The organism is Sorangium sp. So ce426, from assembly GCF_051475585.1.
Taxonomy (GTDB): Bacteria; Myxococcota_A; Polyangia; order Polyangiales; family Polyangiaceae; genus Sorangium; species Sorangium cellulosum_B.
Window position 1 is genome coordinate 9,733,282 of sequence record NZ_CP150341.1, and the last position, 12,709, is coordinate 9,745,990.

The 12,709-nt window shown below is 70.0% G+C and carries 12 protein-coding genes; 7 read left to right on the forward strand and 5 right to left on the reverse strand.

Translation table 11 applies throughout. The features are described 5' to 3' along the window. Window positions 1-175: 175 nt before the first annotated feature. Window positions 176-457 (forward strand): hypothetical protein, encoded by a 282-nt coding sequence (locus WMF44_RS36405; protein WP_437294641.1) that lies wholly within the window; start codon window positions 176-178, stop codon window positions 455-457. A 297-nt stretch (window positions 458-754) separates the two neighbouring features. Here WMF44_RS36405 and WMF44_RS36410 read toward each other — a convergent pair whose 3' ends face one another. The 3 genes from WMF44_RS36410 to WMF44_RS36420 form a co-directional block, all read right to left on the reverse strand. Beyond that, window positions 755-1,255, reverse strand: coding sequence for a hypothetical protein (locus tag WMF44_RS36410; RefSeq protein ID WP_437294642.1), 501 nt, complete (start codon window positions 1,253-1,255; stop codon window positions 755-757). Window positions 1,256-1,682: 427 nt separating this feature from the next. Next, window positions 1,683-3,107 (reverse strand): protein kinase domain-containing protein, encoded by a 1,425-nt coding sequence (locus tag WMF44_RS36415; protein WP_437294643.1) that lies wholly within the window; start codon window positions 3,105-3,107, stop codon window positions 1,683-1,685. Further along, entirely contained in the window at window positions 3,101-4,159 is a 1,059-nt protein-coding gene (locus tag WMF44_RS36420; protein WP_437294644.1) for a hypothetical protein, read from the reverse strand. Before WMF44_RS36420 ends, WMF44_RS36415 begins: the two co-directional genes overlap by 7 nt. A gap of 454 nt (window positions 4,160-4,613) precedes the next feature. On the opposite strand from WMF44_RS36420, the gene WMF44_RS36425 reads away from it, so the two are divergent. The 3 genes from WMF44_RS36425 to WMF44_RS36435 all read left to right on the forward strand — a co-directional run bounded on the left by WMF44_RS36425 (window position 4,614) and on the right by WMF44_RS36435 (window position 7,770). Further along, complete coding sequence (locus WMF44_RS36425) at window positions 4,614-5,435, forward strand: hypothetical protein (RefSeq protein WP_437294645.1); 822 nt, start codon at window positions 4,614-4,616, stop codon at window positions 5,433-5,435. Between the two features lie 526 nt (window positions 5,436-5,961). Beyond that, window positions 5,962-6,768: a hypothetical protein gene (locus WMF44_RS36430; RefSeq protein WP_437294646.1), complete on the forward strand. Its 807-nt coding sequence runs from the start codon at window positions 5,962-5,964 to the stop codon at window positions 6,766-6,768. Window positions 6,769-7,152: 384 nt separating this feature from the next. Further along, entirely contained in the window at window positions 7,153-7,770 is a 618-nt protein-coding gene (locus tag WMF44_RS36435) for a Uma2 family endonuclease (protein ID WP_437294647.1), read from the forward strand. A 262-nt stretch (window positions 7,771-8,032) separates the two neighbouring features. On the opposite strand, the gene WMF44_RS36440 is transcribed toward WMF44_RS36435, so the two are convergent. Both WMF44_RS36440 and WMF44_RS36445 read right to left on the reverse strand, forming a co-directional pair. After that, window positions 8,033-8,314: a cupin domain-containing protein gene (locus tag WMF44_RS36440; RefSeq protein WP_012239482.1), complete on the reverse strand. Its 282-nt coding sequence runs from the start codon at window positions 8,312-8,314 to the stop codon at window positions 8,033-8,035. A gap of 78 nt (window positions 8,315-8,392) precedes the next feature. Continuing rightward, complete coding sequence (locus WMF44_RS36445; RefSeq protein ID WP_437294648.1) at window positions 8,393-9,295, reverse strand: nucleotidyltransferase domain-containing protein; 903 nt, start codon at window positions 9,293-9,295, stop codon at window positions 8,393-8,395. A 152-nt stretch (window positions 9,296-9,447) separates the two neighbouring features. Between WMF44_RS36445 and aroA the strand changes: the two genes are divergently transcribed. The 3 genes from aroA to WMF44_RS36460 are packed head-to-tail and all read left to right on the forward strand — an operon-like array spanning window position 9,448 to window position 12,635. Next, on the forward strand, window positions 9,448-10,833 hold the full coding sequence (gene aroA, locus WMF44_RS36450) for a 3-phosphoshikimate 1-carboxyvinyltransferase (protein ID WP_437294649.1): 1,386 nt from the start codon (window positions 9,448-9,450) through the stop codon (window positions 10,831-10,833). 25 nt (window positions 10,834-10,858) lie between these two features. Further along, window positions 10,859-11,671 carry a (d)CMP kinase gene (gene cmk / locus WMF44_RS36455; protein ID WP_437294650.1) on the forward strand — a complete coding sequence of 271 codons (813 nt, stop codon included), beginning with the start codon at window positions 10,859-10,861 and terminating at the stop codon, window positions 11,669-11,671. After that, entirely contained in the window at window positions 11,655-12,635 is a 981-nt protein-coding gene (locus WMF44_RS36460) for a hypothetical protein (protein WP_437294651.1), read from the forward strand. The genes cmk and WMF44_RS36460 overlap by 17 nt, the downstream gene beginning before the upstream one ends. The last annotated feature ends 74 nt before the right edge of the window (window positions 12,636-12,709 follow it).

The window sequence follows — 12,709 nt, forward strand, 5'->3', positions numbered from 1 at the left end:
TTGTACCAGACCCAGCTGAAAACCGCTCTAGATCATCAACGAGGCGCGAGCTGTAGACGATACAATACGGAACAAGGAAGCTCACCCTCAATTCAATTGCATGCCGACATCCCCCGGCAACCTTCGCCATACAGAGGGAACCAGAATAACAGGCATCGTGAGTCCCCGTCGCAAAATGAGCAGAGAAATTGTCGATCTCGTTCTCGGGAAACTGCTCACGCAGGCGCCGCAACATACGAAGCCACCGTTCGCAATCGGCACCGGCTCGGCGACGAGCCTCCACCAGCCGTCGATCCTCTTCTGTTCGGACACGGCCAAGATCCTCGTATGGAACCCGTCGAGGGTAGTAGCGATGTACGACGTCGAGCAATTCCTCGACCGCATGCTTCATGGCCATGTGACTCTGGATCCATCCACGCTCTTGCGGCGGCTGATGCCCACCCCATCTTTTACCTAGCGCAGAAGCCCCTTGTAGAACAGGGGTGGCCTGCCCTCATTACCTCACGCGGAAGTTTGTTCGCCACCTCGGCATTCCGTTCTCATCGGCTCCTTCCCCCTTCGGCACCGCTGGGAGAATATGGCGATGCAACCGATTCTTCTGATGTCAGGATTGGATGTCAAACGCAACCTAGAGGAGAGCCTCGCAATGGACATAGGGTCGTACCGTCCGGAGCGTAGGCACGCCGCGTGCTCAACCCAGAGGAGATGATGTGTGACGTCCTCGATGGGGAGTGCGCCAGGAGAGGCCGCCCGGCTAGTCGGCCCCGCTGCAGTCCGAGACGTGAAAGACCGCCGTCTCGAGGCGCACCTTGGCACCATCGAAGAGCCGGACGAGATCACACGGCCCCGCCGATACATCGGCCTCGTACGGGTCGGTTGGCTGCTCCTGGATGATGATCTCGCATGCACCCTGGTACCGCGATCCTTCGATGGTCACGGACGCATAGGGCCACCCGGCCTCGTCCATCATATCGAAAGACGAGAAGACGGCGCCCTTCTTCTGCACCGCAACGGCGAGTTCCCCCTGCTTGGGTACGATGCACCCGCCTGCAACCTCGCCGCTTGCATCCACGACCTTGGTTCCGTTGCCGCCGGTGTCGATCGCCAGTTCTTCTCCATCCCGCGTCACAGTCGCCTTGCCCGAGATCTCGGGATGGGCGATGCATCCACCCCACGAGACGCACACGGCGGCCCAGCACAGAGATGAGAACACACGTGCTATCGCATTTGCCATTGCCTCGCTCATGTCGTGCATGCACCGTAGCTCTGAGGGATCACCGTCGGCGGGTTACCCGCGGGCGTGCAGCACATCACGTGCTCTTCTCCATCCTCTTCAACATACGTCGTGCTGTCCTCGTACCCCTCCCAGCAGAGATCATCCACCAAGCTCGGGATCACGCAAAGGGTATACCCCTCGGGGATATCATCTCGCACAACGCCGGCGCAAGCACGCGCGAACGCCGGCGACTCTGGGGTCGTGGAGGCTCCTTTCCTCCAGCCGTCCCAAAGAAGATCCGTGTCTTCCGCGCAGCCAGGCGCCTCGCTCTGCGTGCCCTCCCAGAGCCAGACCGCCGGGTTTCCCTTGTGGGGGCCTGGGGCGGGGCAGCCGCGATCGGAGACACAACCTAGCCCGACGCTCGCGCCCACGAGCAGCAGAACGTATCGCATCTACAGAAGCCCTCCTAGTACATCGCAGGACCACAGCTGAAATCGCCGCCATCGCAATACGGCCGACGCGGCTCGGCTCTTACCGTCACGCGCGTTCGCTGCGAGAGCGCAGCAAGCGATCGGCTGCCCGCTTCTTTCGAGGCGATCGTCACCAGACCCGCCGGCGACGGCAAACGCTGCTGCTCACGCCGCGACGACACCTGCTCCACCAGCACCGCCCCAGCTTTCTCCGCGCGAAGAACGATCGCAGCTGGACGCGTCAGGCAGAGAACGCCGAGGCACAGCGCGACCGTCGCAGCGAGCCAAACGGCGACGCTGTTCGTGAGCTTCCGAGGCGGCATGCCGACAGGGGTGCTCCGGACCGCCATCGACTTTAGCTCAGGTTCTCGACGGAGGGACGGCGGCGGTGGGAAGCTCGGCTCCCTCCGCGCGGAAGCAGTCCGCAATGGCTCGCCGAGGGGAGGAATCTGCGGCAGCGGAAGCTTATCGTCGCTCGACGGCGCAACCACCGGCGCCAGCTCGGACGGCCGGGTATCCGGACCTTCCGTTACTGGCGCGGGCAAACGCCGACTCTGAATCTGGGAGCTGCGCAAGGTCGACGGCGCCACGCCGACGACGAAAGCGTGGTTATCGCGCCGGCTCGGTGCCCGCTCCAGCGTGTCCCAGGCGTCCACGAGGCACTCGAGCACCGTGATGAAGTGGTCCACATTCCTGTATCTGCGGCGCGGATCCTCTTCCAGCGCCATCTCGATCGCGGCAGCCACAGCGGGCGGTGTGTCGATGGGGATCGCAGGCCTACCCCTCCGCGCTCCCAGCGCACCTGGCTGGCCGACGTCGAGCGAGCGGCGGCAGACCAGCTCGTACAACAGCGTCCCGAGACCATAAACGTCCGTCCTTGGCCCCAACCGGTCGCCGCGCAGCAGTTCAGGAGACACCACCAGCGACTCCCGCGCGGCCTCGTGCGGCTCGATCCGGAACAGCCGGACCAGGCCGAACTGGCTGATGCTGTAATCCCGCTTCGACGTGATGAACACGCGGTCGGACCCGAGCGCTCCATGGCACCCGCCCAGCGCGTGACATCGCTCGATCGCCCGGGCAATCTCGATCGCCAAGTGCAGCGCGGTGACGCCGAGATCGGCACCGCGCGTCGCATCTCTGATGCTGATCCCGTGGCTTCGCCTGCACGCGACCCAGGCAGAGAGGCCACCCGCATCTCCGTAGAGCACGGGCTCAACCTGCGGGACCGCTTGTGCGATGTCCTGCAAGCGCTGGAGCTCGGATGCGAAGGCCGTCCGGTCGATCTGCTGGCCCTCGCGCACGTACAGCCAAACGGTCGCGCCCTCACCGCCGACCTGTTGGGCGAGGAATGTGCGGACCATGCCGTCGTGAACCTCGCGGAGGATCCGGTGGCCTTCCCAGACGGTACCGGGCTCTACCACGAGAAACTCACCTCCGCACCAGCCCTGCGCGCGCGGATCTGGGCGCCGTTCGGCAGCACCGCAACCGCGAGCGTCGCGGCGCCCAGCGCGGTCCCGGCAACGAGCGCTGCCGTGCTGATGTGCTGTCGTGCCTCGATAGCATGCAAGTCCTCGGTCCACTTCTGATTCTCAACCGAGTTGGGCTTGCACATCTCGTCCCTCAAGGCGGTATCCTCGATCGATGCCACGATGTGCAGCACAATCCCAGACACCAGGAGCGCGCCAGACGCAGCGGAGCCCGTATAAAGAAGCCACGGCGCCGGTGGGCTTGCCGGTGGTGCCGGCGCGCCCGCCGGCGTCGCCTTCAACGGAGCGACCGAGCGCACGCTCGCCGGTTCGACGCTCAGGAGGACGACGCGCGATTCTCTCGCGGTGACGTGCACCGTGGAGCGTAGCTTGCGCCCGTCCGGCAACATCGCCGTGACCTCATGCTGCCCTGGCGCGACGTAGATCTGGCCGCTCTCGTCCACGAGGCGCCCGTCCACGATCACGGGCGCCGCCCCGGCGGGCGCGAACACGTGGAGCTGCGCGACCTCGAGCCGCGCCGCCGCCAGGTCCGCATGCCGCGTGTCGTGGAGCCGCCGCTCCCTGAGCGTGGACGGCGGGCGCATCTCCTGCACACACCGCGTGAGCTCCACCACGGCGTCCACCCAGCGCCCGAGCCGGCGGTCGAGCTGCCCGAGCTGGCAGATCCCCACCGTGGAACGCTCGATATCGTAGATCTGCGCCCACAGGTCGCGTGCGCGCGCGATGTCGAGTCGGTCCAGGGCGGCCTCTGCCTCCTTGATCATAGCTGTCACGCGCGGTGACCGTGGCGGCGGCTGCGCGGCGAACGCTGGCTCGAGCGCGAGGAGGAACATCGCGACGGCCGCCACGTGCGACCAACAGATGACCAGCGCAGAACGCAGCAAAGCGCACCTCAGCCCTACCAAGGGGACCGGTGCCGCGCCGGCCCAATCCGGCGCGGTACCGCCTTTCAGCTCAGCCTCGGCCTCGGCCGGAGCGGCGTCCATCCCTCGGGCAGACATGCCTTAACACAGGTCTGCCTGCGCTTTGAATCCCCCACACGCCGAATTTCCCCTCACGAACGCATTGCAGATCGCGCCCCAAATTTCTCATCAAATCGTCCTTCTGGCCCGTCGGAGTGCACCGGCACGGAGCGCGCCTCTGGCGAGACGGGGCGCATCTGGCGAGACGGAGCGCGCATCTGATGGGACGGGGCGCATCTGGTGAGACGGAGCGCGCCTCTCTGATGAGGGAGAGGGCTTCTCTTGGAAGGAGAGGGCCTCTCTCAGGAGCTGAGCACGTGTCCAGGCCGCCCATCCTGGCTTCCCGGAGCGGGCCGAGCGCCACCGGCGATCCTCCGGCCGCGGAGCACGAACGCGACGGCTGCCCGAGCGCGCGGGAGGTTGCATCCAGCCAACCCGGATCGAGATTCGGGACGCCCCTGACGAAGGAGGGTATCTCATGGGTTATCGCAATCTCACCCCGCAAGCGATGGTCAACATCTCGGGCCCCTGGCTCGATCCGGAGCAGGATCGGAGGATCTTCACGTCGCTGCCGCTGCTCGCGCCGCTCCTGCCCGCGGTCGAGGAAGCGCACGGCCGGATCCTCACCACGCAGCGGCTCGGCTCCAGCCTTCAGCAGCAGGCGAAGGCGCTCATGGAGAAGGCGCTCACGCTCGACGCCACGCACGATCGCAAACTCCGCGGGGCGTACAACTACCTGGGCGCGCTCGCCGAGATGACGGACGACCCCGCGTTCGCGGCGGCGGTCCTCGATCTGCGCGACCGGCTCGCGCCGGCGGGGCTCAGGGCCGTCTCGCGCAGCTACGGCGACCAGGCGGGCGACGCCAAGCTGCTCCCGTCACGGCTCGACGACGCGTCGGAGAAGCTGCTCAAGAAGCTGAAGACGCCCGAGGGGCCGCTCGCGCAGGTGGTGGACGCCTGGGTCGCTGCCGCGCTCGAGATCGAGAAGGTGGAGGCGCAGCGCGAGCAACTCGCGCTGAACGCGTCATCGAGCACCGACGGCGCCTCGCCCCGCGAGGTGCTGAACGCCCGCAATGCGTGGATCCGCGTGGTCCGGGCCGTCGAGACGAACCTCGCCCTCGAGAAGGCGGCGACCGGGGAGATCGCCGAGCGCCTCCTCGGCCGGCTCCGCCGCGAGTCCGCCCGGGCCGACCGGCGCGGTCGCAAGGGCGGCGCCGTCGGCGCGGCCGAGCCCGCGCCAGTCGACGACGCCGCGCCGCTCGCTGCCGGCGAAGACGACGATTCCTTCGACGGCGCCTGAGCCGGGCGCTCCTGCCCCCCATTCCACGATCCACCTCCCGCACCGGACCGCGCGGCGGCGGAGCAAGGCAACTTGCTCGATCCGTCGCCCTCCACCCCCCAGAAAGTAATATACGTTACTTGATCCGCCGCCTTCTGGCGCTGCGCGATAGTTCATTTGCGTCGAACCGGTGGCAGGCGGCGATCTATCGTAAGATTTATTACTATCGACCGCGGCCGATCTGCCATAAAAAGTAATAACAATTACATTACGCTGCCACTGACCAGCGACCCTTGGCAAGTTGCCTTACATCGAACCGCCACCTGGCAGCGAGTGTGGCGAGTTTGTTTGCGCGGCGAAGCCCGCGAAAGGGTACAGGCATAGGATGTGCTCCTCCCGTGCGTGGCGGATCCTTCGCGAGAGCGACGTACCGCCCCGCTGTCGGAGCGTTGCCGTCCGGCGACATGGAGGGGGAGCGGCGATTTGAGCTCACGACGCCTCCTCGAACGGCCCCACGAGCTCACTCAGCAGTGCAAGGACGCCGCGAATGCCCGAGTACTTCACCCGTCTGAAGACCCCGACCGACACGGTCATCCATCGTTTTCAAGCGAACGACTTCACTGAGGCGTGCCGGATCGCCTGGTCGCACGCGCGTGCCGCGGGCGCCGTTCCCACCGCCACGAACCTCGTGGAGAAGTTCCGCCTCAAGGCCGGCGAGCGCATCGTCGAACAGGCCGGCATACCGAACGCCGCGACGGCCCTCGCGGAGAACGGTCCCGCTGCGTTTGAACCGCTGGACTTAGTCGCACGACGGGAGATCTGTCTGCTCGCGCTTCGCGGCCTTCGCCTCGCCGACACGCCGCACCTCCGGAGGCTCGGTCATTTTCTGCTCGATCGAACGCTCTGGTTCTGGACGGCGGACGCGCTGGTGAAGGGCGAGTACGTCCGTGATGCGGTAAAACGCGAATTGAGCGCACTCCCGCACACCGAGGCCGCGGCCAGGGCAAAGAGCCCGAGCGAGCTCCGTCATGAGCACGCCGTCCCGCGGAAAATAGTGCGAAAGCACCTGACGTCGCGCCACGCCCGATGGAGCGACGTCGCCGAGGATGAGGCCGTCGCGGAGAGCGCCGAGGTGCTCGATCGCTGTCCGCCAGTGCTCGTCACCATCGAGGAGGACCGGAAGCTCGGTGGCAAGCTCCGCGCGGGTATGGGCGAGGACGGCTCCTTCGAGGACCCGCCGTTCGTCCGCTATGAGCGCGCCGGCATCGTGAAGAGCGTCGATGAGCTCCACTTCCCCAAGGACGGGCTGTGGACGCCGGAGGGGCGATATCGTTCGTCGGCAGGGCACCGGTAGGCACCTCGAAGAGGGTGCGTCTTCAGCCGTCAGGCTCTCCGCAGCCACTCCGATGACGGCCTCGCGGGTCAGAACCCGCTCCCTCCTCGGGGCCTCCGTGGTTCAAGTTCTTCCACGCTTTGAATCCCCCACACGTCGAATTTGCCCTCACGAACGCATTGCAAATTGCGCCCCAAATTCTCACCAAATCGCCCTTCTGGGCGGTCGGGCAGTGCGCTCCTTTGAACATGAAGGCGGGAAGGCCGGAAGAAACCTGAATGATCTTCCCGTCTTCGTAGGTCCCCTGTCGGGGCAAGTGACCGCACCACCCAGGTGCGGGGCACAAGGCGAGCGCGGGCGGCGAGGTACTCGCAACACCGCACCGGCGTCGTGATAAGATGCCGCATGAGCACCACGGCCCGCAAGCACGAGCCGGCGCCTGCCACCGAGGCCGACCTGCTGGGCTTGCCCGAGCAGGGGCGGGGGTTCGAGCTGGTCGACGGCGAGCTGGTCGAGAAACAGGCCGGTTTCCGCCACGGTCGCGCCCAGTTCAATCTGGCGGGCCTGCTCTCGCCGTATCGCCGTGGAGGCGGCGGCGCTGGCTCCGGGGGCTGGTGGTTCCTGACCGAGCAGCTCGTCGGCTTCTCGCCCAGCCAGATTCTCCGCCCCGACTTGGCCGGCTGGCACAGGGAGCGGCTGTCCGAGCCGCCGGAGGACGACGATGCGGTGGTGCGGGTGCGGCCCGATTGGGTCTGCGAGATCATCTCGCCTCGCCATGCCGCCCACGATCGGATCCGCAAGAAGCGAATCTATCACGCGCACCAGGTGCCTTATTACTGGCTCATCGATCCTCGTGATGAGAGCCTGACAGTGCTGCAATGGACTGCCCGGGGGTATCTGGAGATCCTGGTCGCCCAGCGCGGGGAGCGCGGGCACGCGGAGCCTTTTCCCGAGCTGGATCTGCAGGTAGGGGTGCTCTTCGGCGACGACGAGGCGGCCCCGCCGGCCGCAGGCGGCGGGTAATGCCGGCGTCGCGACTCGACAGCAGCTCGCGCGGGGTTGGAGACGGGCCGATGCTGCCCGTGCAGAGCTGGAATCCGTACAGCTTCGTCCTCGACAACGCGCTCAACTACATGGATCCGAGCGGCATGCCACCCGGCAGCGCTCGCCCGCAGTCCGCTTGCGCTCCTCGCTCCCAGCTCATCCCCGGCCCCTCCCCGGCCTCCCTCGGCCGTGCGCACAGGAGCGCGATCGCGGGGGCGCCCCGGCGCCGTGAAACCGCCGCTCAGCCGAACCGGTAGTGCTTGCGCACCGGCGAGCGCACCTCCCAGGTGCAGCTCAGCCCCGCGGGGAACGTCACCAGATCCCCCGCCTGGATCCGCACCGGCGCGCCGCCGCCCTCCGCGGGCGTCACGATCACGTCGCCCTCAAGCAGGTAGCAGATCTCCCGCTCGTCGTAGTGCCACGAGAAGGTCGACACCTCCTTCGTCCAGATGGGCCAGCCGCGCGCCCCGAGCTTCGCCAGCTGCTCCTCCGACGGACCGTGCTCCAGCTTGATCGACTCCATGGCTCCTCGTCCTCGCTTCATGCGCGGCCGCCGCCGGGCCCGCCCCCGCGGCGCCCTCGGCGATCGTCGCGGCGGATGCTACCAGCTCGGCTCGCCGCCGCGGCACAGCTCGCGCACCTCGCGCGCGATCGCCGCCATGCGCCCGAGGCGCGCGAGCAGCGCGTCCGCGCCCTCGCCGGGCGCGGCGAGCGTCGCCTCCACCCTGTCGGCGAAGCCCTCGGGGCACCGCGAGAGCGCACGCGTCCTCGGCAGGGCGCCCTTCTCGTTCGAGAGGTAGCGCTCGTTCAGCGCGAACAGCGCCTGCACCAGGCAGGCCGCGGCGCGGAACAGGCAGCCGCTCACGTAGAACACGTCGCCGCGCCGCCCGGCCTTCCTCGCGGTGTCGATGGCGAAGCCGGCCTCCCACAGGAACCTCTCGAGGAGCGCCCTCCGCAGCGCCGGCGGATACGGCGTCACGAGCGCCTTCAGCGGAGCGAACGCGCCCTCCGGATCGAAGAGCGGCCGGCAGTCGTGGACATCGGCCAGGTAGTTGGCGCTGAGGAAGCCGTGCGGATGACCGGGCTGGTAGTCGCACGTCACCTGCCCCGCCCGGCACTCCTCGATCACGCGCCGCACGCGCGCGAGATCCCGGTAGAGCCAGTCGACCCGGTGCCCCTCGATCTCCAGCCACGCGCCGCCGTTGATCCAGGGCCCCCACGCGCCGGGCGGCGTGACGACGTCCTCGGCGGCGCCCCCGTGGAGCTCCCGCGCGAGCGGCGCCACGTCGCCCTCGGCGCCGCCCGCGCAGAGCTCCCGCGCGAGCGCGCGCAGCGCCGCGAGGTCGGGCGGGCTCTCGGGCTCGTAATAGATGCCCAGATCGACGTCCGAGTCCGGGTGGCCCGCGCCGCGAGCGCGCGATCCGCCCAGCACGACCGCCACAACGCCCGGGATCGCGCCGAGCCGAGCCGCCACGCGCGCCGCCACGTCCACTGCCTCGTCCATGCCGCTTCCTCCTGTCGATCCCCACCGCGACGCGGCGACGCTAACATCGAGGCGCCCGCGTCGTCCCACCCCGCGTCGTCCCACCCCGCGCGCCCCGCCCTCGGCGCCCCGCCCGCTGTGCCTGCGGCCGCCGTTCTGCTACACGGCAACCCGTGCCCGACCTCATCGTCCACCCGGCGGAGCGGCCGCTCATCGGGAGCGTGCCGGTCCCTGCGGACAAGAGCATCGCCCACCGGGCGCTCCTCCTCGCCGCGCTCGCCACCGGGCAGAGCCGCATCCGGGGCGGGACGCTCGGCGGCGACGTCCTCTCGACCGTGGGCGCGCTGCGCGCCATGGGCGTCCGCGTCGAGGAGCCGTCGCCGGGCGACCTCGTCGTCCACGGCGCCGGGCTCTCCGGCCTCCGCGCCCCCGACGGCCCCATCGACTGCGGAAACTCCGGCACCACGATGCGCCTCCTCGCGGGCATCCTCGTCGCCCAGCGCTTCGCCGCGCGGCTCGTCGGCGACCCGTCGCTCTCGCGCCGCCCCATGGAGCGCGTCGCGAAGCCGCTCCGGCTCCGCGGCGGGCGCATCGAGGGGCAGCTCGATCCGCGCAAGATCGGCGAGATCACGGCGCCGCTCGACATAGGGCCGCTCCCCGAGCCGCACGTGCTCTCGTCGATCGAGCACGAGATCCCCGTCCCGTGCGACCAGGTGAAGAGCGCCCTCCTCCTCTCCGGCCTCTACGCCGACGGCCCCACGTTCGTGCGCGAGCCGATCGTCTCGCGCGATCACACCGAGCGCATGCTCACCGCGCTCGGCGTGCCGATCGACTCGGTCGGCGCGATGGTCTGCCTCGACGCGGCCCGCTTCTCCGGCGCGCTCCCGGCGTTCGAGCTCGACGTGCCCGGCGACCTCTCCGCGGCCGCGTTCCTCGTCGCCGCCGCGCAGATCGTGCCGGGGAGCCGCGTGACAGCGCGGCGCGTGGGCCTCAACCCGACGCGCACCGGGCTGCTCGAGGTGCTGCGCGACATGGACGGCGGCGTCGCCGTCGAGATCAAGGGAGAGGCCCTCGGCGAGCCCACCGGCGACGTCCACGTCGCGCCCGCCTCCTCCGGCGCCGGCCTCCGCGCCGGGCGCGCGGGCGGCGAGCTCGCGTCGCGCGCCATCGACGAGCTGCCGATCCTGCTCGGCCTCGGCGCGCGGGCGCGCGGCCTCACCGAGGTGTTCGACGCGCGGGAGCTGCGCTCGCAGGAGACCGACCGCATCGCGGCCATGGCGTCCGTGCTCGGCGCCTTCGGCCTGCGCTGCGAGGAGCGCACCGACGGGCTGCTCGTCGAGGGCAGGCCCGACCGGCCGCTCGACGCGGCCGACGTCGACAGCCGCGGCGATCACCGCATCGCGATGACGGCCGCCGTGCTCGGGCTCGCCGCCAGCGGGCCCACGCGCGTCCGCGACGCGGGCTGCATCGCGACCAGCTTTCCCCTCTTCGTCGGGACGCTGCGCGCCCTGGGCGCGCGCATCGAGGTCGAGGGCGCCCGCGGATCGGTGAGCGAGTAGAAGCGAGTCGAGAGGAGGAGCGCAGGTGACCGAACGACAACGACAGGACGACGCGCACCACCTCCCGACCCGGGGCGAGCCCCGGCGGCTGCGCGTCGCGATCGACGGACCGGCCGGCGCCGGCAAGGGCACTGTCGCGCGCGGGCTCGCCGAGCGGCTCGGCTACCTGCTCGTCGACACCGGCGCGATCTACCGCGCCGTCGCGCTCGCGGCCCGCCGCGCGAGCCTCACGTGGGAAGAGGAGGGCGAGATCGGCGCGCTCGCCGAGGATCTCGCGCGCGGCGGGCGCATCGCGCTGGAGCGCAGCCCGCACGGCATGCCGCCCGACTCCTCCGCCCCCCCGCCCGCGGACGCCCCGGCCCAGTCGAGCCTGGGGGGCAGCGGCATGCGCGTGCTGCTCGACGGCGAGGACGTCTCCAGCGCGATCCGCGCGCCCGAGATCAGCCTCGGGGCGAGCCGGGTCTCGGCCATCCCCGCGGTGCGCAAGGCGCTGCTCGCGATGCAGCGGCAGGCCGGCGCGGGCGGCGGCGTGGTGCTCGAGGGGCGCGACATCGGCACCGTGGTGTTCCCGGACGCCGAGGTGAAGTTCTTCCTGACGGCGCCGGCCGAGATCCGCGCGAAGCGGCGGTACGACGAGCTCGTCGCGCGCGGCATGCCCGTCAGCTTCGAGGCGACGCTCTCCGACGTGCTCCGCCGCGACAAGGCCGACAGCGAGCGCGCCGTCGCGCCGCTCCGCAAGGCCGACGACGCGATCCTCGTCGACTCCGGGCACAGGAGCCCGCAGGAGATCATCGACGAGATGGCGACCCTCGTGGAGCTCCGTGCGCGCGGCGGCTGAGGTCCGCGCCGCCGTCGCCGCCGCTGCCGCCCTGATGGCGCTCGGGCTCCCGGCCTGCGGGGACGCCGCGCCGGGGCTCGCGGGCGGCGGCCACCCCACGCGCGCCGCGAGCCCTGCAGGCCCGCGCGTCGTCCGGCGCATCGAGCCGGCCGATCTGCTCCCGGCCGATCTCGATCTCGTCGTGCGCGTCGACGTCGCCCGCATGCGCGAAGGGCTGGGCCAGGCGGCCTCGGACGAGCTCGCCCGGCGCGCGCTCGACGAGGTGCCCGACGAGGCGCTGGAGAGCGCCCTCCAGCGCGCCGACGTCGTCTGGCTCGGCCTGCGGCTCGCCGATCTCGAGGAGGGTGATCGCGTGGTCGTCCTCGAGGGCAGGATGGCCGGGCTCACGCCCGATCCCGGCCGCTGGGAGCCGGCGCCGGCGGCGCAGGAGGGCGGCGCCGTCAACCGCGTCGCCGTCTTCGACCGCCGCGGCGGCGTCGCGGGATCGCGCGCCGACACGGCGCGGATCATCGCGCTCGGCGATCGCGCGGTCGCGCTCGTGTCGGCGGTCGAGGTGAGCAGCGTCGCGCGCCTCCTCCGCGACGGCCCCGACGCGCGCCGCGGCGACCCGGCCGCCGAGGGGCTCGTGAGCCTCGACCTGCGCGCGCGCCGGCTCCCCCCCTACCTCGCGCGGCGCTTCCCGTCGATCGGCGCGCTCGTCGCGGGCGTCGCGCGCGTCCGCGCCGTGGCGTCCCTCCACGACGAAGGGGTGCGCCTCGACGTGGAGCTCGTCGGCGTCGACGCGGCCGGCGCGGCGCGCGCCCGCCGGTTCCTCGAGGTGCTCCGCGACAACGTCGAGGAGGGTCGTTACGCAGATCTGATGAAGGAGCTCTCGATCGAGCAGGTGGAGAGCTCCGTGCGCCTCCGCTGGCTCTTCCCCGCGCCCCTCGTGCTCGCCCTGCTGTCCGGGCGCTCCCCGGGCTAGAACAACGATCACGTTGAAACCCGGAGAATTTTCACAGGGAGGCGAGGAGGCGGGGAGGAAGAAAAAATGATTTT